The following is a 22,651-nucleotide window of genomic DNA, read 5'->3' as shown; positions in this document are numbered from 1 at the left end:
ACTGTTTCAAGACATTGCGCGCTTTGCAAGCCCGCATGAAGGCTTCCCGGCGGCGCTTGTCGCCATTCGCCGCGTTCATTACCGTGAAGCCCGAATTCGCGGCACATCAGCCGCCAAGAGGGACCAATGACGACGAATCCTTATGAACTCGATCTCGACAAGAATCCGGCGAACCATCAGCCGCTGAGCCCCTTGAGCTTTCTCAAGCGCGCGGCGGAGGTCTATCCCGGAAAGCTCGCCGTCATTCATGGCAGCTTGCGGCGCAACTATCGAGAGTTCTACGCGCGCTGCCGCCGCCTCGCCTCCGCGCTCTCGGAGCGGGGCATCGGACTTGGCGACACGGTCGCCGTGATCGCGCCCAACACGCCCGCCATGCTCGAACTCCACTATGCCGTGCCGATGATCGGCGCCGTGCTCAACACGATGAACATCAGGCTCGACGCGCCCATCATCGGATTCATGCTCGATCATGGCGGCGCGAAGGCGCTTTTCGTCGACCGCGAGTTTTCGCAACTTGCCGCCGGCGCGCTCACCCATGCGACGGTCAAGCCCTTCGTCGTCGATATGGACGATCCCGAATACGACGGCGCGGGAGAGAGAATCGGCGCGATCGAATATGAAGACCTGGTCGCCACGGGCGATCCCGAATTCAACTGGCAGCTTCCGGCCGACGAGTGGCAGGCGATCAGCCTCAACTATACGTCCGGCACGACGGGCAATCCCAAGGGCGTCGTCTATCACCATCGCGGCGCCTATCTCCTCGCCATGGGCAATGTCGTCACCGCGGGCATGACGGACAAATCCGTCTATCTCTGGACGGTGCCGATGTTCCACTGCAACGGCTGGATCTTCACCTGGTCGATGAGCGTCATCGCGGGCACGCATGTCTGCCTGCGGCGCGTCGCCGCCGGAAACATATACGAGGCGATCGAGGCTCATGGCGTCACCCATATGGGCGGCGCGCCGACGGTCATGGGCTTCCTCATCAACGCGACGGATGAGGAGAAAAAGAAACTTCCGAACACGGTGCATTATTTCGCCGCCGCCGCGCCGCCGCCCGCCGCGACCATCAAGCGGCTCGAGGATCAGGGCTTCAACGTGATCCATGTCTATGGCCTGACCGAGACTTACGGCCCCGCCGTCGTCAATGCCTGGCACGAGGAATGGGACGAGCTGGAAACCGATGCGCGCGCGCAGGTGAAGGCGCGGCAGGGCGTCAACTATCCCGTGCTCGAAGGGCTTTCCGTGCGCGACCCGGAAACCATGGAGGAAGTGCCGCGCGACGGCGAGACCATGGGCGAGGTGATGTTCCGCGGCAATGTGGTGATGAAGGGCTATCTCAAGAACCCGAAGGCGACGGCCGAGGCGTTCGAGGGCGGCTGGTTCCATTCCGGCGATCTCGGCGTCTGGCATGCGGACAATTACATCCAGATCAAGGATCGCTCGAAGGACATCATCATCTCGGGCGGCGAGAACATCTCCTCGATCGAGGTCGAGGACGTGCTCTACAAACATCCCGACATTCTGGAAGCAGCGGTGGTTGCGCGGCCGGACGAGAAATGGGGCGAGACGCCTTGCGCCTTCATAACGCTGAAACGCGGCGCCGCGCAGACGGAAGCCGAGATCATCGCCTATTGCCGCGCCAATCTCGCGCATTTCAAATGCCCGAAAACGGTCGTCTTCACCGACCTGCCCAAGACCTCGACGGGCAAGATCCAGAAATTCAAGCTGCGGGAAATGGCGCAAAAGCTCTGAGCGGCAAGGCGGGGAGAGACGTGGATGGCCCGGCCATGCCGGGCCATGACGTATCTCGTTGCGGGCTCCCGAAATACAAAGCGCCGGGCTTTCGCTGCCCGGCGCTGTCTCGGATCAGAGCTTTTCAGATGAATTCGTCAGGCTGCGGATTTTCGGCCTGAAAGCCTCTCTATTTGTTCCTTGAGGCGGAGCTTCTGCTTTTTAAGCTCGGCAATTCGGAGATCATCGCTTGAAGGGTGGAGCAGTTCCTGTTCGATTTCCCGTTCCAGGGTCCTATGCCGATCACGAAGTTCGGCAATATGCGACTCCAGTGCCATCCCTTACCTACCTTTCGTTGGGGTGGGTAACCCGAAAAGGATGACTCTTTTTTGACAGCTTGTCGAACCCCCTATCGCAAAGAGGGCGAAGAGACGGTAAATGTCATAATCATGGCTGAAACGAAACGCCTCATTGTGGGAATTTCCGGCGCCTCCGGCGTCATCTATGGTGTGCGCCTTCTTGAAATTCTCCGCTCGCTCGAAATCGAGACGCATCTCGTCATGACGAAAGCGGCCGAGATGACGCTCGGCTACGAGACGGGCCGCACGCCCGGCGAGGTGGAGGCGCTGGCGCATACGCGCTATCAGCTTGCCGATGTCGGCGCCGCGATCGCGTCGGGCTCGTTCCGAACGCTCGGCATGATCGTCGCGCCCTGCTCGATCCGTACCATGTCGGAAGTCGCGACGGGCGTGACCTCCAATCTGCTCACACGCGCGGCCGACGTCATGCTGAAGGAGCGCCGCCGCCTCGTGCTCATGGTGCGCGAGACGCCGCTTCACACCGGCCATTTGCGCACGATGACGCATCTGTCCGAAATCGGCGCCATCATCGCGCCGCCCGTTCCCGCCTTCTATGCAGAGCCGAAAACCATCGACGACATCGTCACGCAAACGGTCTGCCGCGCGCTCGATCTCTTCGGCATCGAGGCGGACGAGACACGCCGCTGGGGCGAGGACATCAGAAGCGGCAGGCGCGCTCCCGTGCGGCCCGCGAAGAAGCCGCGGAAATAGTCAGTCGTCGTTGAAACAAGCGTCGAGCACCCGCGCGAACCTCTCGCCGCACCGGCCTGCGAACGCCCTGCCCTCGCCCTCGAGCCAGGCCGACAGATTGCGCTCGGCAAGCCCGCGGCCGGGCGGCAGGAGCGCCGCCCCGGCAGGCAGCGCCCCGGCAAGCAGCGCATCTAGGCGCAGCTGCATCTCCTTTTCCGCGGCAAGCTCCAGCCGCTTCACCTCGGCGCGCAGGCGAGCGGCCGCCGCATCACCTTCGGCGATGGGCTTGAGGGCCCGGCGCGCGGCGCGAAGCGGCGCGACGACCCCCTGCCCCCATCCGGCGCCGATGCCTCGCATGCCCGCGAGCGTGGCTTCCTCGAGCGACCTTCCGCGCGCCCCCGCATAGAGGCAGAAAAGGATGAGGTTCACATCGAGCCCCTCTTCATCCTGAAGGGCGAGAAGCGCCGCCTCTACGCCGGGCCGGGCATAAAGGACGAGGGAAAAATCCCAGAAATCTTCCGCCGTCTTTCCCATTCCGATCCTGCCTCCGCGCGCTGCGGCATTATCGCCCGCTTGCCCTTGCCCGCCGATGCCGCCACCATTAAAAACGATGGATGCGGGACCGCCCCTGAGCGGCGGTTCGCGCTCTCACGATCGGGCGGCCATGACCGAACAGGAAGAGCAGGAGCTGCGGCAGCGTCTGGCGCAACTCAAGGAAGAACATCGCGATCTCGACAGCGCCATTCTGGCGCTGGAAGGCTCGCCGCTGCCCGATCATCTGCAGATCAAACGGCTCAAGAAGCGCAAGCTCTATCTGCGCGACCGCATCCACGAAATTGACGATCTCCTCTTCCCGGACATCATAGCCTGAGGGCTATTGCTGTATGCCGTGCTTGGCGCGGTACATGGCCCGGTCGGCCCGCGCGAGCGCGTCCTGCGGGTCCTCGTCGCCCGTGAAGGCGATGGCGCCGAAGGAGATCGACAAGGTGATCTCGACACCATCGACGACAAGCGGTTTCTCGCGCATGAGGATCGAGAGAGCGCGCGCCTTCGACTCGGCGGTCTTCTCATCCGTCCGGGCAAGGATGACCGCGAATTCATCGCCGCCCATGCGGCCGATGACGTCCGTTTCGCGCACATGCTCGGAGAGGAGGCGCGTGAGGTGTTCCAGCGCCGCGTCGCCCGCCGCATGGCCCCAGGTGTCGTTCACCTGCTTGAAATTGTCGATGTCGAAATAGGCAAGCCCCGCCGGCTCGTTGTAGCGCCGCGCATAGGCGATGACGCGCGCAAGCTCGCGCACGAAGGCGCGCCTGTTGAGAACGGGAAGGAGCGGATCGCGGTCGGCCAGGTCTTCGGCATCCCGAAGCCGCTTGCGGACCCTGTCCATTTCGCGGCGCAGCCGGTCGACCTCGCCAAGGAGAGACATGAGTGCATCGCGGACGCTCGGCGTCAGCTCCGCCTCGGGAATGCCCATGAAGCTCACGGCATCCGTGATCGTGCGCCCGGCCGCCACTCTGGACGTTCCGGCCACCTCTCCGCGCTCACGCGCCGTCTGAAGGGGCGCCCCCCCGAGCGGCCTGCTGTCACCGACCTTCATGCATCGTCGACCGGAACGTTCTGCGCCGATCCCCCACGGTCCGCGGCCTGAGCATCCCGCCAGACCGAATCAGAAGATGCCACTGTTCGCCTCAAAACGCCACAGACCCCGAATCGCCCGGCCGCGCGGGCGGGCCTGAACCCGGCTTGCCAAGCGGGACGGGACGCCTATACTCCCTCGCTTTCCGCGCCGGACCGGCCTCGCGACGAGGCCCGGCAGGGCCCGGCTCCAATAGGACATCGGAAGGCAAATGGCAGCGCGCGCACTTGTCGGCATCATCATGGGCAGCCAGTCGGATTGGCGGACCATGAAACACGCCGCCGAAATGCTCGACCTGCTGGGCGTCGCCCATGAGGTCCGCATCGTCTCGGCGCACCGCACGCCGCAGCGCCTCGTCGAATATGCGACAACGGCCCGCGACCGCGGCCTCAAGGTCATCATCGCCGGCGCGGGCGGCGCGGCCCATCTGCCCGGCATGACCGCCTCGATGACGCCGCTTCCCGTCTTCGGCGTGCCGATCCAGACGAGATCGCTCCACGGTCAGGACAGCCTCCTCTCCATCGTGCAGATGCCGGGCGGCATTCCCGTCGGCACGCTCGCGATCGGCGATGCGGGCGCGAAGAACGCCGCCCTTCTCGCCGCCGCGGTGCTCGCGCTTTCCGACGCGGAACTCGCCACGCGCCTTGATCAATACCGCGCCGAACTGACCAGTTCGGTCGGCGACATACCCGTGGACGAATAGATTGTCGGCAATCGCACCTGGCGGACGGATCGGTATTCTGGGCGGCGGCCAGCTCGGACGCATGCTGGCATCGGCCGCGGCGGAGCTGGGCTTCACCTGCCACATCTACTGCCCCGACGAAGACGCGCCCGCCACGCATGTCGCGGCGGCGGCGACGCGCGCCGCCTATGAGGACGCCGGGGCGCTGGCGCGCTTTGCCGCAAGCGTCGATGTGGTGACCTATGAATTCGAGAACGTGCCCGCCGAGACGGCACGCATCCTCGGCGAGCACGCGCCAGTGCGCCCCGGCGCGCGGGCGCTCGCGACGGCGCAGGATCGCTTCGTCGAAAAGAGCTTCCTCGCCTCGCATGGAATTCCCACCGCGCCCTTCGCCGATGTGAGTTCCCTCGACGCGCTCGAGGCGGCGCTTGCGGCCATCGGCACGCCCGCGATCCTCAAGACGAGGCGCTTCGGCTATGACGGCAAGGGGCAGGTCACGATCCGCGATGCCGCCGAAGCGCGCCCCGCCCATGAGGCCATCGCCCGCGCGCCCGCCATCCTCGAAGGCTTCGTCCCCTTCGAGCGCGAAATCTCCGTGATCGTCGCGCGCGGGCTCGACGGCCATACGGCCGCCTACGATCCGGTCGAAAACCTGCACAAGAACCACATTCTCGACCGCACCTTCGCCCCGGCCTCGATCGACCCCGCCCTTGCGGCGGAAGCAGGCGCGATCGCTGCCCGCATCGCCGCCGAGCTCGATTATGTCGGCGTGATGGGCGTCGAGATGTTCGTGTTGCCGGTGGGAACCGGTCCCCGGATTCTCGTCAACGAGATCGCGCCGCGCGTCCATAATTCAGGCCACTGGACGATGGACGCCTGCCTCGTCAGCCAGTTCGAGCAGCACATTCGCGCAATCTGCGGCTGGCCGCTCGGCGATCCGGCGCGCCATTCGGACGCGGTGATGACGAACCTCATCGGCGACGACGTGAACGCATGGCCGGATCTCGCCCGCGAAGCCGGCGTGGCGATCCATCTCTATGGCAAGGACGAGGCTCGCCCCGGCCGCAAGATGGGCCATGCCAACCGCCTCTATCCGCTTGGAAAGCGCCCCTCGCCGGAAGCCTGACCGCCCCCGGACCGCCTCAGCCGAAGACGAAGTTACCTCTCGTTAACCATCCGGGCTGATGATCCTTGGCGGGGGTTCGATCCGGGCGCGCATCATCAGCGCAGCGGAGACGTGCAGGGGCGAAAACGATGACGATACTGGCCGGCAAAGCGCCATCTGGGGATACCGTGCATCGCGCAATGGAGAGCATGGCGCCGACCCCCGGCAGGGCATGCAGGAAGCCGCAGCCCCGATCATCGACGCTCACGGCCCTTTTCGACTACTGGTCCAGCCTTCCGGCGGCGGGCGGCCTGCCCGCGGCCGCGGATTTCCGTCCCGCCGAGATCGCGCGCTGCCTGCCCGATACCGCCATCCTCGAAATCCGCTCGCCGGATGTGGTGACCTACAGGCTCGCAGGCACCGGCATCGCGGAGCGCATGGGGCACGACCCGACGGGCGCCAATGTTCTCGATCTCGTCGCCGCGAGCTCTCGCCAGCAGGCCGGCCGGGACCTGCTCGAAATCTTCCATCGGCCCTGCGGCCTTCATCTGCGCTATGTGAATACCTACGCGTCGGGACGGGTGACGGCGATCGAAAGCCTCTATCTGCCGCTGCGGCCGCCGGCAGGCGCCTTTCCGCGCGTGATCTCCGTCCATGCGCCCGAGGATGTCATCGAGTACACGCACCCGCTCGATCTTTCGCTGATCGCGGAAACCATCAACGATGCGATCTGGATCGACCTCGGCTTCGGAACGCCGGCAGGCGATCAGCCGCGTCCGTAACGCAGACGGCCGATGACGCCGAGCGGATCGGGCAGCCACTCGCCCGCCTTCCGCAGGCTCGCCTTCGCCTTCTCGATCTGCATCACATCCTCGATGCGCTTGTCGAGAAACGCCCATGTATTGGCAAAATCCTCCGACTGATCTGCAAACCAGTAGAGCGTGACCGCCGAATAGACGCCCGCGAGCGTCGCCCGCTTCGTGTAGAAGTTGAAATCGGTCGAGCGGTCGCCGATCGCGCGCCAGATCGTATCGACGGTGCGATAGAGCGCGCGCGGGCCCGCTATGCCCGAGAGAGGCAGCGAGAGCAGCGTCACGGCGCGCCGGACGGCTTCGCGATGGGCGAGATCGACCTCGATCCGCATGCGTACGGCAGCCGTGATGCGTTCGCGTATCTTCAGCGCACCGAGATCGCGCCGCGACAGCGCCTCCTCCATCCGCCGGTCGCCATCGGCGAGAAAATAATCGACGAGATCGAGAATGCCGCCGGAAAAGGCGAGCCGCATTTCGCCATGTGTCAGCCCGGCCGCGTCCGCCGCCTCGCGCATGAGCCGCGTCGTCCAGCCGTCGAAGGCGACGTTGGGAAGCGCGGCGGCGAGGATGCGCGCGCGGAAGGCATCGACATGATCGTCATGGCGGCGATGCGTGGAACCGGGCAACGGCTTGCCCTGTGTGCGATCAGGCATCGGCTTTCTCCTTTTCCGACCCGGCCTTCGTCCGCGCGGCCATCCAGGCCCGCGCCTCCGACTCGAAAATGAGGTTTCGGAGATCCGTCATCCGCTGCGGATAGAGAATGCCGTCGAGGTGATCGCATTCATGCTGCACGACGCGGGCGTGGAAGCCTCTGGCGCGCCGCTCGATGCGTTTTCCATCAAGGCCGAGGCCGCTATAGCGAAGCTCCGTATAACGCGGCACGAGCCCTCTGAGGCCCGGCACGGACAGGCAGCCTTCCCAGCCTTGCTCCATCTCGCTCGTCAGGATTTCGATTTCGGGATTGATGAGCACGGTGAGCGCCGCTGTGTAGTCATAGGCTTCCTCGCCCTCCAGCCCTTCCGGCATGCGCTCGGGCGGCGCCTGGAAGATGACAATGCGCTTCGGCACATGAACCTGCGGCGCGGCAAGCCCCGCGCCATTCGCGTCGATCATGGTTTCGATCATGTCAGCGACGAGTGTGCGGGTACCGGGCGCGGTCGGATCGGCGACGGGCTCGGCTATCCGGGACAGGACGGGGTGGCCCATGCGGGCGATCTTCAAAATGGACATGAGCTGAATATGAGGTTGAAAAGACGCCCGGGCAACCGCCCGTCCGCCGTCTTTTCAAGGGGTTGGTGTGGACAAGGCGCGATTCGTTTGATAGATAAGCACCTCGTCAGCGGCACGGCTGGGCCTGCCGCCTCTAAATCATTGAATCCAGATAGGATTTCGTCGTGCAGGTACTCGTTCGCGATAACAACGTCGACCAGGCCATGAAGGCGCTGAAGAAGAAGCTGCAGCGCGAAGGCGTTTTCCGCGAAATGAAGCTCCGCAACTTCTACGAGAAGCCCTCCGAGAAGCGCGCACGCGAAAAGGCGGAAGCCATCCGCCGCGCCCGCAAGCTCGCGCGCAAGCGCGCCCAGCGCGAAAGCGGCGTCGTGGCGAAGCCGCGCTCCATGTAAGTTTCCGGCATTGCCGAAGCGACAACGCCCCCGATTTCGGGGGCGTTTTCGTTTGTGCGCGCCGACCCCACCCCGCCGGAGAAGATGAATGCCGGACCGCGCCCGGCATGACGAACAGGCGAAGGACTTTCCACAGTCGCAGGGCCGTCACCCCGGACTTGATCCGGGGCCATCTGCGCCCTCCACGCCGGAAGAATCGGACGCGGAATCGGCCTAAGGAGCGTCGCCCTTCTCGACCGCCGCTTCCGGTTCGACCGCGACCGGAAAATTGACGGAATTGGAGATGAAGCACATTTCATGCGCCTTGTGGTGGAGCGCCAGCGCCTTCTCGCGGTCGGAGCCCGCCGCAATGGTGACATGCGGGCGCAGGGTGACGCCGGTGAAGCGGCCGCTGCCGCCCTCCCCCTCCATCATGATGCCTTCCGCCGCGTCGCTGTAGGCCGTGACGACGACGCCGGCCACGGCGCAGAGATGCAGATACCAGAGCTTGTGACAGGCCGAAATCGAGGCGACGAGAAGCTCTTCCGGATTCCAGCGTGCCGCATCGCCGCGGAATTTCGGCTCCGCCGATCCGGGGATCGCGGGCTTTCCCGGCGCCGAGATCTCATGCGCGCGGCTATAGGCGCGATAGCCGGTCGTGCCCTCCCCCAGATTGCCCGCCCAGGTCACGGTCACGTCGTAGCGATGTTCTCTGCCTGCCATTTCAGCCTCCATCGTTGCTCGCGGATGCCCGAAACGAAAACGGGCGGCGCTCCGGATGAAGCGCCGCCCGCGTGATTGTCCGTCAACAGCGGATCAAAGCGCCTTGATGATGTCCTCGACCATCTTCTTCGCGTCGGCGAAGAGCATCATCGTGTTGTCGCGGAAGAAGAGCTCGTTCTCCACGCCCGCGTAACCCGATGCCATGCCGCGCTTCACGAAGAGAACCGTGCGCGCCTTTTCGACATCAAGAACCGGCATGCCGAAGATTGGGCTCGACGGGTCGGTCTTGGCCGAAGGGTTGGTCACGTCGTTCGCGCCGATGACGAAGGCGACGTCGGCCTGGGCGAACTGGTTGTTGATGTCCTCAAGCTCGAAGACTTCATCATAAGGCACGTTCGCTTCGGCCAGCAGCACGTTCATGTGGCCAGGCATGCGGCCCGCGACCGGGTGGATGGCATAGGAAACCTTGACGCCTTCCTTCTTCAGATGGTCGGCCATTTCCTTCAGCGCATGCTGCGCCTGGGAGACCGCCATGCCGTAGCCGGGGACGATGATGACCGAGCCCGCATTCTTCATGATGAAGGCCGCGTCGTCGGCCGAGCCCTGCTTCACCGGGCGCGTCTCGACCTTGCCGCCAGCCGCCGCCGACGACGTTTCGGCGCCGAAGCCGCCGAGGATGACGCTGATGAAGGAGCGGTTCATGCCCTTGCACATGATGTAGCTGAGGATGGCGCCCGACGAGCCCACCAGCGCGCCCGTGATGATGAGCGCGAGGTTGCCCAGCGTGAAGCCGATGCCGGCAGCCGCCCAGCCCGAATAGGAGTTCAGCATCGACACGACGACGGGCATGTCCGCGCCGCCGATCGGGATGATGATGAGGAAGCCGAACACGAAGGAGATCAGCGTGATCGCCAGGAAGAGTTCGGTGGACTGGTTCGCCGGGTCGGCGACGATATAGGCGACGCCGCCGACGATGAGCGCGGCGAGCAGCGCGTTGATGAGATGGCGGCCCGGAAGCAGGATCGGGGCACCCGACATGTTTCCGTTGAGCTTCGCGAAGGCGATGATCGAGCCCGAGAAGGTGATCGCGCCGATGGCGACGCCGAGCGACATCTCGACGAGGTTGCCCGCATGGATGGCGCCCGGCGCGCCGATGCCATAGGCCGTGGGCGAGAAGAAGGCTGCCCAGGCGACCAGCACGGCAGCAAGGCCGACCAGCGAGTGGAAGAAGGCGACGAGCTGCGGCATCGCGGTCATGGCGATGCGGCGGGCGACGACCGCGCCGATGCCGCCGCCGATGATGATGCCGACGATGACGAGCGCCCAGGTCGTCTGGTTCTGCGCCTGAAGCAGGGCCAGCGTGGTCACGATGGCGATCGTCATGCCGATCATGCCATAGCGGTTGCCCTGACGGGACGTTTCAGGCGACGACAGGCCGCGCAGCGCCAGGATGAACAGGACGCCCGAGACGAGATAAAGCAGGGCCGAAATATTGGCTGACATGTGCGTGGCCCCTCAGCGATCTTTTTTCTTGTACATGGCGAGCATGCGTTGCGTGACGAGGAAGCCGCCGAAAATGTTGACGGCGGCCAGGATCACGGAGACGAAGCCGAGGCCCGTGGTGAGCCAGCCGCCCTCGCCCGCCTGCGTGAGGTCGATGCCGACGGCGATGAGCGCGCCGACGATGATGACCGACGAAATGGCGTTGGTGACCGACATGAGCGGTGTGTGAAGCGCGGGCGTCACGCTCCAGACCACGTAGTAACCGACGAAGATCGCGAGCACGAAGATCGCGAGCCGGAAGACGATGGGGTCAATGACTGCGGCTTCCATCTCAGTTTCCTCCCTCGCGCAATGACGGATGAACGACCTGCCCGTCCTTGGTCAGGCAGGTGCCGGTGATGATCTCATCTTCCCAGTTGATGTTGAGCGACTTCGTTTCCTTGTCGATCAGGGGCGTGATGAAGTTCAAGAGGTTCTTGGCATAGAGCGCGGACGAGTCGACCGAGAGCTGACCGGCCACGTTGAGTTCGCCGATGATCGTCACGCCGTGCTTCTGCACGGTCTTGCCGGCTTCGGTCAGCGGGCAGTTGCCGCCGCGCTCCGCCGCCAGATCGACGATGATCGAGCCCGGCTTCATCGTCTTGACCATGTCCTCGGTGACGAGAACCGGCGCGGGACGGCCCGGAATGAGCGCCGTCGTGATGACGATGTCCTGCTTCTTGATGTGCTCGGCGACAAGCTCGGCCTGACGGCGCTTGTAATCCTCGCTCATCTCCTTGGCGTAGCCGCCCGCGGCATCACCCGATTCTTCCGATTCCACCATCACGAAGGTGCCGCCGAGGCTTTCGACCTGTTCCTTCGTCGTCGAGCGCACGTCGGTCGCGGAGACGATGCAGCCGAGGCGCTTCGCCGTCGCGATGGCCTGCAGGCCGGCGACGCCGACGCCCATGATGAAGGTGCGGGCGGGCGCGATGGTGCCGGCCGCCGTCATCATCATCGGCATGGCGCGCGTGAAGGCCGCCGCGGCATTGATGACCGCCTTGTAGCCCGCGAGGTTCGACTGCGAGGACAGCACGTCCATCGACTGCGCGCGCGTGATGCGCGGCATGAATTCCATCGCGAAAGCATCGATGCCCGCATCCGCATATTTCCGGATGCGCGCATGGTCGCCATAGGGATTGAGGATCGCCGCCAGCAGCGCGCCCTTCTTGAAGAGGCCGATTTCCTCGTCGAGAGGGCTGCGCACCTTGAAGACGATATCGGCGTCCTTCAGGGCCTCCGCCTCGCTCGAAGCGATTTTGGCGCCTGCCTCCTGAAAGGCCGCGTCGGAGAAGTTCGCCAGGGCGCCTGCTCCGCTTTCGACCGTTACATCAAGACCGAGCGCGACGAGCTTCTTCACGGTTTCGGGGGAAGCCGCGACCCGCGTCTCGCCGTCCTGCCGCTCTCTGGGGATCGCGAGTTTCATGTGGATTCTGCCTGTCCGATGGCGTTGGCGGAGGGCGATACCCGCCACCTACGCTAGATTAGAATTGTTCAAAGGTAATTCATGCGGGCTGTCTGTCAACCCGCACGCATCGAGACCGCCTGAACGACGGGGTCAGAGCAGGAAGATCGCCATGCCGACCAGCACGACGATGAGGATGGCGGCGGACCATTTGGCGCCGCTGAGGAAGCCCTCATAGGTCGCGACGTGATCTTCCGCGTCCATATTCGCGTTCCACTCCGACCGGGTTATTTCCTGAGCCATTTTCCTGCCCCTAACCGTGAATTCATGTGGCGTAATTTGGGCGGACTATAACAAAGCGCGGGCTGACGGCAAGGTCGGGAACGTCCTCAATCCACACACGAATCGGGAAATGGCCTGCCCAGAATTGAATAGGTGGCCGCCGCCGCCGGGACCGCGCTCACGCCTGCCACAGCTTTTCCGGCGTGCCGAGCGTGCTACGGGTGTCCGGGCGGCATGCCTTCAGGTCGCGAAAGGCACGCGCGCGATCAGATCGCCGCGGCGCGTCGGCTTGGAATGCTCCCAGTCGACGAGCAGCGTCCGCAGCGCCGCCACGAAAGCGAGCGGCTGGTCGAGCATGATGTGATGATGGGCGAGCGGAATCTCGACGACGGGCGCCGCGCGGCCGAGCAGCGTGAACATGTAGTCACCGATTTCCGGCGGCACGAGGCCCGAGAACTCGCCGCGCATGATGGCGATGCGGCAGCGCGTGGCGGCAAGGCGCGCGCTCATGTCGCCGATGTCGAAGCGCTGCCAGATCGCGGGATCGAATTTCCACGTCCAGCCCGTGCCGCCATCGGGGTTCGGCACCTGCTTGAGCGAATGGCGCGCGATGTAATCGAGAATGTAGCGGTTGGCGCAGGGCTGCGGCGGCGCGAGGCGAAAGCGGCCGAGCGCGGCTTCGATGGTCGGGTAGATGCGGTGCTGCCTCACCGCATGATCGGGCGGACCGCTCGGCCGTCCGGGCGGATTGACCGGGCTGTCGACGATGACCGTTCCGGAAAGCCGGTCGCCATAAAGCGAGCCCGTGACGATGGTGACGAAGCCGCCGAAGGAATGGCCGACGATGATCGGCGACTCGTCATTGCGGAAGAAGCCCGCATGTTCGCAAACGGCCATCTGCTCCTCGGCGAAGACCTCGAGCGAATAGCTGTCGCGCCAGCCCGAATCTCCCATGCCGGAAATGTCGATCGCCGCCACCGAATATTCTCGGGCGAGGAGGGGCGCGATGAAGGACCACCAGCGCGCATGGGCGCCATTGCCATGCACGAGAAGGAGGCCCGGCTTCGACGGGTCGCCCCAGTGGAGATAGTGAACATCCGTGCCTTCGACCTTGACGAAGCGGCTCTCCGGCTCGATGGCCAGCGCGCGCTCGAACCAGCGCGGCGGCGTGTCGATGAACGGTCCGAGTTCCGGGTCCGGCTCCTTGTCGAAGGGTTCGTTCATCCTGGTCGCTCCACCTTGGCGGGCCTGTCACCCAGCGCCTTGAAGACGCCGGTTCCCGTCATGATAACGCGATCTCCGCACCAGATGCGCCCCTGAACGGTGATGAAATCATCTTCCATTCCGGTCACGACGCCCGTGCCCTCGATCCATTCGCCGACCTTCGCGGCGGACATGAAATCGGTCAGCAGGCGCACCGTCACCCAATAGCGATGCGTCGTCATCGTCACCGCATGGCCGAAAGCCATGTCGGCAAACGCCATCAGCATGCCGCCATGGCAGTTGCCCATGCCGTTCGTGTGATGCTCCTGAACGAAAAAGGCGCGGGCATAGCTGCCATCGGCGCCGATCTTCTCGTAGAGCGGCCCGATCTGCCGTCCGAAGCCGCTGAACCAGTTCATCGGCGCATAGCCGTCAGGGAGGGAAATGGAGGATTCTTCGAGAAGGTCGTCGGTCATCTGGATACTCGGTCAGGCGCGCCATTGCGGCTTGGGTACTCCGGCCTTCTTTAACGCGGCGCTCTGACGCTTATCAAGGCGCGCGGCATCGAAATTCTCGATGGTTTCGTTGAAGAGCCGGTGGAAATTGAGTTCCGCGCCGAGATGCAGGAAGACCCCGCCAAGCCCGATCGCCGCGCGGTCCATGAAGACGAATTCGCGCGGCGGCGTCACGGGCCCGAGCTTCCTCAGCGCCTGATGGACCTGGAACGCCTCCTTGCGGCCATATTCGGCGGCGCTCACGCCATCGGCGACCGAGCGCACCCGGTCGTCGAGCATCGGCGCATAGATGAACCTCGCCCAGACATTGAGCACATCGATGAGTTCGTTCGAGAGCGTGCCGAAGCCCCAGCGCGCATAGGCCGCCGCCGCCCTGTCGCGATCGTCCGCCTCGAGCGCGCGGTAAAGCTCCACCACGCCTTCCACGAAACCCGCCGGAAAGATGCGGATGCAGCCATAGTCGAGGAGATTGATGCCGAGGTCGCGCCGCACCGTGTAGTTGCCGAGATGCGGGTCGCCATGAATGACGCCGTAATGGCTGAAGGGAAACCACCAGGCGGCGAACATGGCTTCAGCGATCCGGTTGCGCTCATCGAGCGGATGATCGCGGAAATTCAGCAACGGCTCGCCCTCGAGCCAGCTCATCGTCAGAAGGCGCCTCGTCGAAAGCTCCTCGATTACCTCGGGCACGGCGATGCGGGGCTCGCTGGCGAAGATCGCGGCATAGAGGCGGATATGCGCGGCCTCGCGCGCATAGTCGAGTTCTTCGTGAAGACGTTCGCGGATCTCGGCATAGATTTCGCGGGTGTCGATGGCCGGGTCGATGCGGCGATGGATCGAGAAGACGATGCCGAGCTGGTTGAGATCCGCATCGACCGCCGACTGCATGTCGGGATATTGGAGCTTCACGGCGAGCTTCCGCCCGTCGGGTCCGGTCGCCCGGTGGACCTGGCCGAGCGAGGCGGCGGCCGCGGCCTCGCGCTCGAACGCATGGTAGCGGCTCTCCCACCCCGCCCCGAGTTCGGCGCGCATGCGCCGCCGGACGAAGGGCCAGCCCATGGGCGGCGCCGAGGACTGAAGCTCGGCAAGCTCGACGGCGAATTCCGCCGGCACCACATCGGGGACGGTCGCGAGCATCTGGGCGACCTTCATGATCGGTCCCTTGAGCCCGCCCAGCGCCGCCTTGAGTTCGCGCGCGGTGCGATCATTGTCCGGCGTCATGCCGAGCAGGCGCTGTCCGGCGAATTTCGCGGCGAGCCCGCCGACGCCCGCGCCCACCTGGGCGTAGCGCTTCACGCGCTGCCCGAGCCGGTTGGCCTCATCGTCGGGTTCGCGGCCGCTCACTCCATCCGCTCCAGCTCGTCGATCAGCCCACGGATGACCGAAAGGCCCTTGTCCCAGAAATCAGGCTGGCTCGCATCGAGGCCGAAAGGCGCGAGCAGCTCCTTGTGGCGCAGCGTGCCGCCGGCGGCGAGCATGGCAAGGTAGCGGTCGGCGAACCCTTCCTGCGCCTGCTCATAGACGGCGTAAAGCGAGTTCACGAGGCAATCGCCGAAGGCATAGGCATAGACATAGAACGGCGCATGGATGAAGTGCGAGATGTAGCACCAGTAAGTCTCGTACCCCTCGGCGAAATGAAAGGCGGGGCCGAGGCTCTCGGCCTGAACGTCGAGCCAGATGCGGCCGATATCGGCGGCCGTCAGCTCTCCCTCGCGCCGCGCGGAATGAAGCCGCCGCTCGAAAGTGTAGAAGGCGATCTGGCGCACGACGGTGTTGAGCATGTCCTCGACCTTGGCCGCAATCATTGCCTTGCGGCGCCTCGGGTCGGACGTGTTCGCCAGCAGCTTGCGGAAGGTGAGCATCTCGCCGAACACGCTTGCCGTTTCAGCGAGCGTCAGCGGCGTGTCGGCCATGAGCGCGCCCTGACGGGCGGCGAGCACCTGATGCACCCCATGCCCAAGCTCATGGGCAAGCGTCATGACATCGCGCGTCTTGCCCTGATAATTGACGAGCACGAAGGGATGCGAGCTCGGCACGGTCGGATGCGCGAAGGCGCCGGTCGCCTTGCCGGGCCGGAGCGGCGCGTCGATCCAGCCCCTCTCGAAAAAGCGATTGGCGATGTCGGCCATATCGGGCGCGAAGCCGCGATAGGCGGAAAGCACCGTCTCCTTCGCTTCGGGCCAGGTGACTATGCGATCGTCCGTCTCAGGCAGCGGCGCGTTGCGGTCCCAATATTCGAGGCGCTCGAGCCCGAGCCAGCGCGCCTTCAGCCGGTAATAGCGGTGCGAGAGTTCGGGATAGGAACGCTGCACCGCATCGACCAGCGCCGCCACGACCTCGGCCTCGACGCGGTTGGCGATGTGGCGCGCATCGGCGATGTCCTTGAAGCCGCGCCAGCGATCCTCGATCTCCTTGTCCTTTGCGAGCGTGTTGGTGACGAGGGTGAAGGTGGCGATGTTCTCGGAGAAGGTCCTGGCCAGCGCCTCGGCCGCGGATTTGCGCCGCGCGGGGGCCTTGTCGGACAGCAGGTTCAGCGCGGCCTCCACCGTCAGCGTTTCGCCATCGACATTGAAGGTGAGGCGTGACAGCGTCTCGTCGAAGAGGCGGTTCCAGGCCGCGCGGCCGGACACGCTCTTTTCATGCAGCAGCGTTTCGAGATCGTCCGCAAGCTGATAGGGCCGCATGTCGCGCAAGTCGCGCAGCCAGGGCTGATAGTGCGAAAGGCCGGGCTCATCGATCGCGGATGAAAGCACCGCCTCGTCGAGGCGGTTGAGCTCGAGCGTGAAGAAGAGCAGGTCCGTCGAAATCCGCGTCACGCGCTCCTGCATGTCGCCATAGAACTTCGCATGGACCGGATTTGTGTTGTCGGTCGCATAGAGCAGCCCCGCATAGGACATGACCCGGCCGAGAATGTCCTCCAGCGCCTCATAGGTGCGGATCGCCTCGGCGAGCGCTTCGCCGCCATTCGTCTCGCGAACGAGCTGATCGAGCTTGCCGCGATAGCGCTCGGCGAAGCTCCGCGCCGTCTCGGCCGCACGCGACAGATCGCGGCCGATCTCCGGCGCGTCAGGAGAGGAATAGAGATCGCTGAGGTCCCATACCGGCAATTCGCCGAGCGCCGCCTTCGGCGCGGCCGCTGCCTCCGCCAGGGCGGCGCGAGGGGCGGACGAAACATTGCAAGGCGCGAACGGCATGGGCGGTCTCCGCAATTCGGGGGTGCTCAGCCCTATATCGCGCGTGGACCGGCGCCAATCAACCGGGCCCCCTCCAAAAAGCAGAAGCCCCGGCGTTTCCGCCGGGGCTTCCCGATCTTTATGGCGTCAAGGCTTACTTGACCACCGAGATGACCGCGCGGCGGTTCAGCGGCTCGCGCACGCCGTCGCCGGTCTTCACGGCGAGGTTCCGCTTGCCGTCCGACGTGGCGCTGGCAACTTCCTTGCCGTTCGCCTTGATGGCGTTGGCAACGGAGTTGGCGCGGCGCTGGCCGAGAGCATCGTTATAGGCGTTGCTGCCGACCGTGTCGGTGTGGCCGACCACAGCGAAGGTCGAGGCCGACGACTTGGCGATCTCCTGGATCACAGCCTGCGCTTCGGGCGTCAGGTTGTACTTGTTGAAGCCGAAGTAGATCGTCCACGGACCCGCAGCGACAACCGCCTTGGCTTCGCAAGCCGTCAGCGCTTCGTAGAAGGCCGCCTTTTCAGCCTTCACGCGCTCCGGCTGCACCGGGCCGCCTTCGCCGCCGAGCCACGAGCCGTTCACGCCGAGCTTGTTGTCGCTCGCCTGCTCGACCCAGCCGTCATAGTAGCGCTGCGCCTTGGCGCACTTGCAGGCGCGGTCCGCGTCGGTGCGGCCGCCATTGTCGAGGGCGGCGAGAAGCTTCGCGCGCGCATCCTGCAGTTCCGGCAGGTCGCTGGCGAGGACGCCGCGCGTCGCCGGATCCCACGGCAGGACCGTCTCGCCGGCAGCCGCGGCGCGGCCCTTCTCGACGATCGTTGCGGTATCGACCCAGTTGCAGTCGACATAGGCTTCAGAGGTCGCCCTCTCCTGGTACTCACGCGCCAGGCATGCGTTGAACGAATCGCCGCTGATCGTTTCATGCAGATACGATTCAGCAGTCCAGGTGCCGCAACCAGCCAGCACCAAGAAGGTCCCCAACGCTATAAGCCGGGATATGATTTTCATCCCAATCTCCGTCGTTATTGTGCTCAACCGCCCGACGTCGTGACGGGTGGCCCGGACCCCACCGGTAATCCCTAATCTAATCTCTTCGCATGGAACTTGAGGAACCATCAATGGCATTTGCCGGAATTGCTTAAGTTCGCCCCGTAAAGTTACACGATGGCAACACTATTCCGGATGCGTCATGATTGCCCGGCGTAGTACCCAGGTTGAGTCTAATACCTCTGTATGAGTGGAAATAAGGCCCGGGGAGAAAGTCCGCAGTTTAAGATGGTCTTTACCAATCCGCCCCAATATGGGCCATCCAGACCGCGACCCAGGCGGCGAAAGTAAATCCGAGGCGACCCTATGACACAGGCCATCCTGATTGTGGACGACGACCCGGCGCAGCGCCGCATTCTCGAAGAGGTCGTCAGCAGGGACGGATACCGCGCCGTTCCCGTCGATGGCGGTGCGGCGGCGCTGGCCTATCTCGAAGGCCCCTCGGGCAGCGAAATTTCCCTCGTGATTCTCGATCTCGTCATGCCGGGCATTGATGGCATGGAGGTGCTGCGGCGCGTCCATCCCGCCAAGCCCAACCTGCCGGTCATCGTGCTGACGGCCCATGGCGGCATCGAGACGGTCGTCAATGTGATGCGCGAGGGCGCGACCGACTTCGTCATCAAGCCGGTGAGCCCCGAGCGGCTCCATGTCTCGATGCGGAACGCGCTCAAGGTTAACGCGCTCACGGGTGAAATCTCCCGTTTACAGAAGAAACAGAGCGGTCGGCTGACATTCGGCGATCTGATCGCGCGTAGCCCCGCGATGGATCAGGTCAAGCGGCTCGGCAAGCGGGCGGCGCAGTCGAACATCCCGATTCTGATCGAAGGCGAATCCGGCGTCGGCAAGGAGCTGATCGCCAGCGCCATTCAGGGCGAGAGCGAGCGCGCGGGCAAGCCCTTCGTCACCGTCAATTGCGGCGCCATCCCCGAAAATCTCGTGGAGAGCATTCTCTTCGGCCATGAGAAGGGCGCGTTCACCGGCGCCACCGACAAGCATGCCGGCAAGTTCCAGGAAGCCTCCGGCGGCACCCTCTTCCTCGATGAAATCGGCGAGCTTCCGCTCGACATGCAGGTGAAGCTGCTGCGCGCGCTCCAGCAGGGCGAGGTCGATCCCGTCGGCTCGAAGAAGCCCGTCAAGGTCGACATCCGCCTCATCTCGGCGACCAATCGCGACCTTCTCCAGATGGTGAAGGACGGCCGTTTCCGCGAGGACCTCTACTACCGGCTCAACGTCTTCCCGATCCATGTGCCGCCGCTGCGCGAGCGCAAGGACGACATTCCCGATCTCGTCGCGCATTTCATCCGCAAGCTCGCTGCGGAAGAAGGAAAGCCCGTCGTCGGCATTTCCCGCGAAGCCCAGTCGATGCTCTGCGCCTTCGACTGGCCGGGCAATGTGCGCCAGCTGGAGAACACGGTTTTCCGCGCCATCGTTCTTTGCGACGGAGAAATGCTTCAGGTTTCCGACTTCCCGCAGATCGCGAGCCTCGTCGAAGGCTATGCGGCCGCCATCGCGCATCCGCAGCCGGCGCCGCAGCCCTCCTACCAGCCGCAGCAGCCGGCGGCCGAACGTCAGGAGCGGGCGCCCATGCGCGAACAGCGCCACACGCTCGCCGATTTCGCGCGGTCGAATTTCTCGGACGGCATCGCGGTGACGGACGAGGCCGGCAATGTCCGCAAGCTCGAGGACATCGAGGCCGAGATGATCCGCCTCGCCATCGAGAAATATAAGGGTCACATGACGGAAGTCGCCCGGCGCCTGGGCATCGGCCGCTCGACGCTCTACCGCAAGGTCCGCGATCTCGGCCTCGAGGTCCGCGAAAGCTGAGGCGGTTCCCGGCCCCAATTTCCTGTAGCTAGCGAACGGCGCGGATGAAAATCCGCGCCGTTCCGCCATTTCCGGGTGGCCATTGATCCGCCCGCTCGATCAGTGCTATTCCCTCCCCCGTTCGACCCCGGGCGGAACCGGGACCGCCCTCTTGGCATCTGGTCAATTCGGCGTCTGGTCAATGGAACCCATCCGGGGAGCGCCCGCGAGAATGAGACCCCTTCCATGAAGCTGGTTTCCGTTCCCTATGCGCTCGGCCTCGCAGTCGCGGCCCTGCTCACGGTGATGATCTGGAAGTTCCTGGGAGCGCCCGTCGAAATGGTCGACGCGCCTGCCGGCAAGGTGCATTGCGTCAGCTACACGCCCTATCGCGGCGCCGAAACGCCGTTCGACGAGAGCTTTCTGGCCGATCCCGCGCGCATCGATGCGGACCTCGCGCTGCTTTCGGGCATGACCGATTGCGTCCGCACCTACAGCGTCGACCAGCGGCTCGATGCGGTGGTGCCGATCGCCGAAAAATACGGCCTCAAGGTTCTGCTCGGCATCTGGATCGGCCGCGACGACGCGCGCAACCAGAAGCAGATCGAACATGCGATCGAGGTCGCGAAGGCGCACCCCAAGGCGATCAAGGCGATCATCGTCGGCAATGAGGTTCTGCTGCGCGGCGAACAGCCGCCCGAGGAATTGATCCGTTATCTGACCGAAGTGAAAAAGGCGACCGGCATGCCGGTCACCTACGCCGATGTCACGGATTTCTGGGTCAAGGCGCCGATCGAGCTTTCGCAGGCCGTCGATTTCGTCACCATTCACATCCTGCCCTATTGGGAGAACAATCCCACTTCCGCGAAGCATGGCGTCGACTATCTGAAAAGCGTGCTCGGCGAGGTGGCGCCGATGTTTCCGGGCAAGAGCATCTTCATCGGCGAGACGGGCTTTCCGAGCGCGGGACGCGAACGCGCGGAAGCGATACCCTCGATCGTCTCCCAGGCGCTCTATCTGCGCGAGCTTGCCGCCTACGCGCAGAGCGTCGATCTCGACTACAATCTGATCGAGGCCTTCGACCAGCCCTGGAAGCGCGCGCTCGAAGGCACCGTTGGCGGGCATTGGGGTGTCTTCACGACCGATCGTGTGCAGAAATTCCCGTGGACGGGCCCCGTCTCGAACCATCCCCAATGGCGCCTCGAAGGTACGGTGAGCTTCGCGCTGTCCTTCCTCATTCTCGCCGTCATGGCGTGGCGCGGCGGCAAGCCCGATCCGCTTGGCGGGCTCGCGGCCGGTGTCGGCGCCGCCATCGCCGGCTCCAGCCTGCTGCTGCAGGTCGAACATTCATGGATCGCCTGGCGCACGCCGATTGAGGCGGGCGTCGAACTCTTCGTCCTCGCGCAATCGCTCGCCGTCATCTGCTTCGTTATCCCGGAACTGACCAAGGGACGAAACGGCATGGGGCCGCTTTCCATCGCGCAGACCATCGCATGGCTCCGCGCGCCCGATCGCGCAAGCCTCGGCCAGCCGCTCTTTCTTGGCCTCGTCCAGCTCTCGGTCGTCTTCTCCACGCTGGTGATCGCGCTCGGCTTCTGCTTCGATCAGCGTTACCGCGACTTTCCCCTCGCCGCCTTCGGGCTTGCGGCCGCAAGCCTCGCGCTCCTCGCGCTCAATCGCGGCGATCACAAGCGCCAGCCCGAGGGCCGCCACGAAGAGGTCATGTTCGCGACGCTGCTCGTCGTCACCGCCTGCATCACCGCCTTCAATGAAGGCGTGCAAAACATCGAGGCGCTGGTCTGGGTTTCATTCACGCTGCTGGTGGCGCTGCCCTGGTTCGGCGTGACGCGCGCCGCCTGGCGCTGCCTCTTCGCTAGATCCGGGGCAACCGCAAAAGCGTGAGCATGAGGCCGATGGCGGCATAGTCGGCATTGTAGAGCACGAGCCCCATCAGGCTCATGACGAGGCCGAGACGGATCGCCCAGAGCCAGCCAAAGGCGATGGCAAGAACGCCGCCCGCGAGCGCGAGCCAGCCCCACACCCAGTAGATATGCATGAGCACGACGCCCTCGCGCGGCGCGCACCACCAGGGAACGATGTCGGCGCTACAAGTGATGCCGATCCAGTGCGGCTCGATCAGCGCATAGCGCAGCACGAAGGCGACGGCGAGCGTCGCCACCGCCGCATGGATCCAGGACCTCACCCGCGCCCAGGGCCAGGCGGATTCAGCTGAAGCTTCGAGAGGATTCGGCACGGGACTTTCCACTGGCAATCTCCGTCGGCGATCGCGGAGATTATGGCCGCGCCCCCGAAGCCCGATATATCAGATCGGGCGGGC

Annotated in this window: 24 protein-coding genes and 1 pseudogene; 9 read left to right on the top strand and 16 right to left on the bottom strand. The window is 64.7% G+C overall.

Annotated features, from left to right (window positions below):
• The first annotated feature begins 126 nt into the window (after positions 1-126).
• A complete protein-coding gene (locus WBG82_RS08415) occupies positions 127-1,755 on the top strand; it encodes an acyl-CoA synthetase (protein ID WP_424423673.1) in 1,629 nt (542 codons plus the stop codon).
• 137 nt (positions 1,756-1,892) lie between these two features.
• Here WBG82_RS08415 and WBG82_RS08410 read toward each other — a convergent pair whose 3' ends face one another.
• The gene (locus WBG82_RS08410; RefSeq protein ID WP_324296977.1) at positions 1,893-2,072 is read right to left on the bottom strand and encodes a YdcH family protein; all 180 of its coding nucleotides are present in this window, start codon (positions 2,070-2,072) and stop codon (positions 1,893-1,895) included.
• Positions 2,073-2,183: 111 nt separating this feature from the next.
• Here WBG82_RS08410 and WBG82_RS08405 point away from each other — a divergent pair, with 111 nt between their 5' ends.
• The gene (locus WBG82_RS08405) at positions 2,184-2,804 is read left to right on the top strand and encodes a UbiX family flavin prenyltransferase (RefSeq protein ID WP_424423670.1); all 621 of its coding nucleotides are present in this window, start codon (positions 2,184-2,186) and stop codon (positions 2,802-2,804) included.
• Here WBG82_RS08405 and WBG82_RS08400 read toward each other — a convergent pair whose 3' ends face one another.
• Positions 2,805-3,317: a TIGR02444 family protein gene (locus WBG82_RS08400; protein ID WP_424423668.1), complete on the bottom strand. Its 513-nt coding sequence runs from the start codon at positions 3,315-3,317 to the stop codon at positions 2,805-2,807.
• A 130-nt stretch (positions 3,318-3,447) separates the two neighbouring features.
• Here WBG82_RS08400 and WBG82_RS08395 point away from each other — a divergent pair, with 130 nt between their 5' ends.
• Positions 3,448-3,654 carry a YdcH family protein gene (locus WBG82_RS08395; RefSeq protein WP_324296980.1) on the top strand — a complete coding sequence of 69 codons (207 nt, stop codon included), beginning with the start codon at positions 3,448-3,450 and terminating at the stop codon, positions 3,652-3,654.
• A gap of 3 nt (positions 3,655-3,657) precedes the next feature.
• Here the strand turns inward: WBG82_RS08395 and WBG82_RS08390 are convergent, their stop codons facing one another.
• The gene (locus tag WBG82_RS08390) at positions 3,658-4,296 is read right to left on the bottom strand and encodes a GGDEF domain-containing protein (protein ID WP_424423665.1); all 639 of its coding nucleotides are present in this window, start codon (positions 4,294-4,296) and stop codon (positions 3,658-3,660) included.
• 334 nt (positions 4,297-4,630) lie between these two features.
• On the opposite strand from WBG82_RS08390, the gene purE reads away from it, so the two are divergent.
• The 3 genes from purE (at position 4,631) to WBG82_RS08375 (ending at position 6,988) form a co-directional block, all read left to right on the top strand.
• Entirely contained in the window at positions 4,631-5,122 is a 492-nt protein-coding gene (gene purE / locus WBG82_RS08385) for a 5-(carboxyamino)imidazole ribonucleotide mutase (protein WP_424423661.1), read from the top strand.
• Between the two features lies 1 nt (position 5,123).
• The gene (locus WBG82_RS08380) at positions 5,124-6,227 is read left to right on the top strand and encodes a 5-(carboxyamino)imidazole ribonucleotide synthase (RefSeq protein WP_424423658.1); all 1,104 of its coding nucleotides are present in this window, start codon (positions 5,124-5,126) and stop codon (positions 6,225-6,227) included.
• Positions 6,228-6,415: 188 nt separating this feature from the next.
• A complete protein-coding gene (locus WBG82_RS08375) occupies positions 6,416-6,988 on the top strand; it encodes a PAS domain-containing protein (RefSeq protein ID WP_424423656.1) in 573 nt (190 codons plus the stop codon).
• On the opposite strand, the gene WBG82_RS08370 is transcribed toward WBG82_RS08375, so the two are convergent.
• Both WBG82_RS08370 and def read right to left on the bottom strand, forming a co-directional pair.
• Positions 6,973-7,671: a COQ9 family protein gene (locus WBG82_RS08370; RefSeq protein ID WP_424423653.1), complete on the bottom strand. Its 699-nt coding sequence runs from the start codon at positions 7,669-7,671 to the stop codon at positions 6,973-6,975. The genes WBG82_RS08375 and WBG82_RS08370 overlap by 16 nt on opposite strands.
• Positions 7,664-8,248, bottom strand: coding sequence for a peptide deformylase (gene def, locus WBG82_RS08365; RefSeq protein WP_424423650.1), 585 nt, complete (start codon positions 8,246-8,248; stop codon positions 7,664-7,666). Before def ends, WBG82_RS08370 begins: the two co-directional genes overlap by 8 nt.
• A 164-nt stretch (positions 8,249-8,412) precedes the next feature.
• Here def and rpsU point away from each other — a divergent pair, with 164 nt between their 5' ends.
• The gene (gene rpsU / locus WBG82_RS08360) at positions 8,413-8,640 is read left to right on the top strand and encodes a 30S ribosomal protein S21 (protein ID WP_324296987.1); all 228 of its coding nucleotides are present in this window, start codon (positions 8,413-8,415) and stop codon (positions 8,638-8,640) included.
• 213 nt (positions 8,641-8,853) lie between these two features.
• Here the strand turns inward: rpsU and WBG82_RS08355 are convergent, their stop codons facing one another.
• From WBG82_RS08355 to WBG82_RS08310, 10 genes and pseudogenes are all read right to left on the bottom strand, one after another.
• Positions 8,854-9,342, bottom strand: coding sequence for an OsmC family protein (locus WBG82_RS08355; protein ID WP_424423646.1), 489 nt, complete (start codon positions 9,340-9,342; stop codon positions 8,854-8,856).
• Positions 9,343-9,435: 93 nt separating this feature from the next.
• Positions 9,436-10,845, bottom strand: a complete 1,410-nt coding sequence (locus tag WBG82_RS08350; protein WP_424423644.1) for an NAD(P)(+) transhydrogenase (Re/Si-specific) subunit beta — start codon at positions 10,843-10,845, stop codon at positions 9,436-9,438.
• A 12-nt stretch (positions 10,846-10,857) separates the two neighbouring features.
• Positions 10,858-11,160 (bottom strand): annotated as a pseudogene (locus WBG82_RS08345) (proton-translocating transhydrogenase family protein); the annotation flags it as partial.
• Between the two features lie 16 nt (positions 11,161-11,176).
• Positions 11,177-12,310 carry a Re/Si-specific NAD(P)(+) transhydrogenase subunit alpha gene (locus WBG82_RS08340; protein WP_424423642.1) on the bottom strand — a complete coding sequence of 378 codons (1,134 nt, stop codon included), beginning with the start codon at positions 12,308-12,310 and terminating at the stop codon, positions 11,177-11,179.
• Between the two features lie 132 nt (positions 12,311-12,442).
• Positions 12,443-12,592 carry an aa3-type cytochrome c oxidase subunit IV gene (locus WBG82_RS08335; RefSeq protein ID WP_424423639.1) on the bottom strand — a complete coding sequence of 50 codons (150 nt, stop codon included), beginning with the start codon at positions 12,590-12,592 and terminating at the stop codon, positions 12,443-12,445.
• A 219-nt stretch (positions 12,593-12,811) separates the two neighbouring features.
• Positions 12,812-13,795, bottom strand: coding sequence for an alpha/beta fold hydrolase (locus WBG82_RS08330; RefSeq protein WP_424423636.1), 984 nt, complete (start codon positions 13,793-13,795; stop codon positions 12,812-12,814).
• A complete protein-coding gene (locus tag WBG82_RS08325) occupies positions 13,792-14,250 on the bottom strand; it encodes a PaaI family thioesterase (protein ID WP_424423633.1) in 459 nt (152 codons plus the stop codon). Before WBG82_RS08325 ends, WBG82_RS08330 begins: the two co-directional genes overlap by 4 nt.
• A 12-nt stretch (positions 14,251-14,262) precedes the next feature.
• Positions 14,263-15,633 (bottom strand): ABC1 kinase family protein, encoded by a 1,371-nt coding sequence (locus WBG82_RS08320; RefSeq protein ID WP_424423630.1) that lies wholly within the window; start codon positions 15,631-15,633, stop codon positions 14,263-14,265.
• A complete protein-coding gene (locus tag WBG82_RS08315; RefSeq protein ID WP_424423627.1) occupies positions 15,630-17,483 on the bottom strand; it encodes a M3 family oligoendopeptidase in 1,854 nt (617 codons plus the stop codon). Before WBG82_RS08315 ends, WBG82_RS08320 begins: the two co-directional genes overlap by 4 nt.
• A 133-nt stretch (positions 17,484-17,616) precedes the next feature.
• Entirely contained in the window at positions 17,617-18,429 is an 813-nt protein-coding gene (locus tag WBG82_RS08310; RefSeq protein WP_424423745.1) for an OmpA family protein, read from the bottom strand.
• 387 nt (positions 18,430-18,816) lie between these two features.
• On the opposite strand from WBG82_RS08310, the gene WBG82_RS08305 reads away from it, so the two are divergent.
• Together WBG82_RS08305 and WBG82_RS08300 are read left to right on the top strand one after the other, a co-directional pair.
• Complete coding sequence (locus WBG82_RS08305) at positions 18,817-20,334, top strand: sigma-54-dependent transcriptional regulator (RefSeq protein WP_424423624.1); 1,518 nt, start codon at positions 18,817-18,819, stop codon at positions 20,332-20,334.
• Between the two features lie 225 nt (positions 20,335-20,559).
• Positions 20,560-22,215: a beta-(1-6) glucans synthase gene (locus WBG82_RS08300; RefSeq protein ID WP_424423621.1), complete on the top strand. Its 1,656-nt coding sequence runs from the start codon at positions 20,560-20,562 to the stop codon at positions 22,213-22,215.
• Here WBG82_RS08300 and WBG82_RS08295 read toward each other — a convergent pair.
• Complete coding sequence (locus tag WBG82_RS08295) at positions 22,187-22,567, bottom strand: hypothetical protein (protein ID WP_424423619.1); 381 nt, start codon at positions 22,565-22,567, stop codon at positions 22,187-22,189. The genes WBG82_RS08300 and WBG82_RS08295 overlap by 29 nt on opposite strands.
• Positions 22,568-22,651 lie beyond the last annotated feature (84 nt).

Source organism: Parvibaculum sp., from assembly GCF_049671045.1.
Lineage (GTDB): Bacteria > Pseudomonadota > Alphaproteobacteria > Parvibaculales > Parvibaculaceae > Parvibaculum.
The sequence above is the reverse complement of the archived record's forward strand: the minus strand, read 5'-3'. Positions and strand labels throughout refer to the sequence as shown.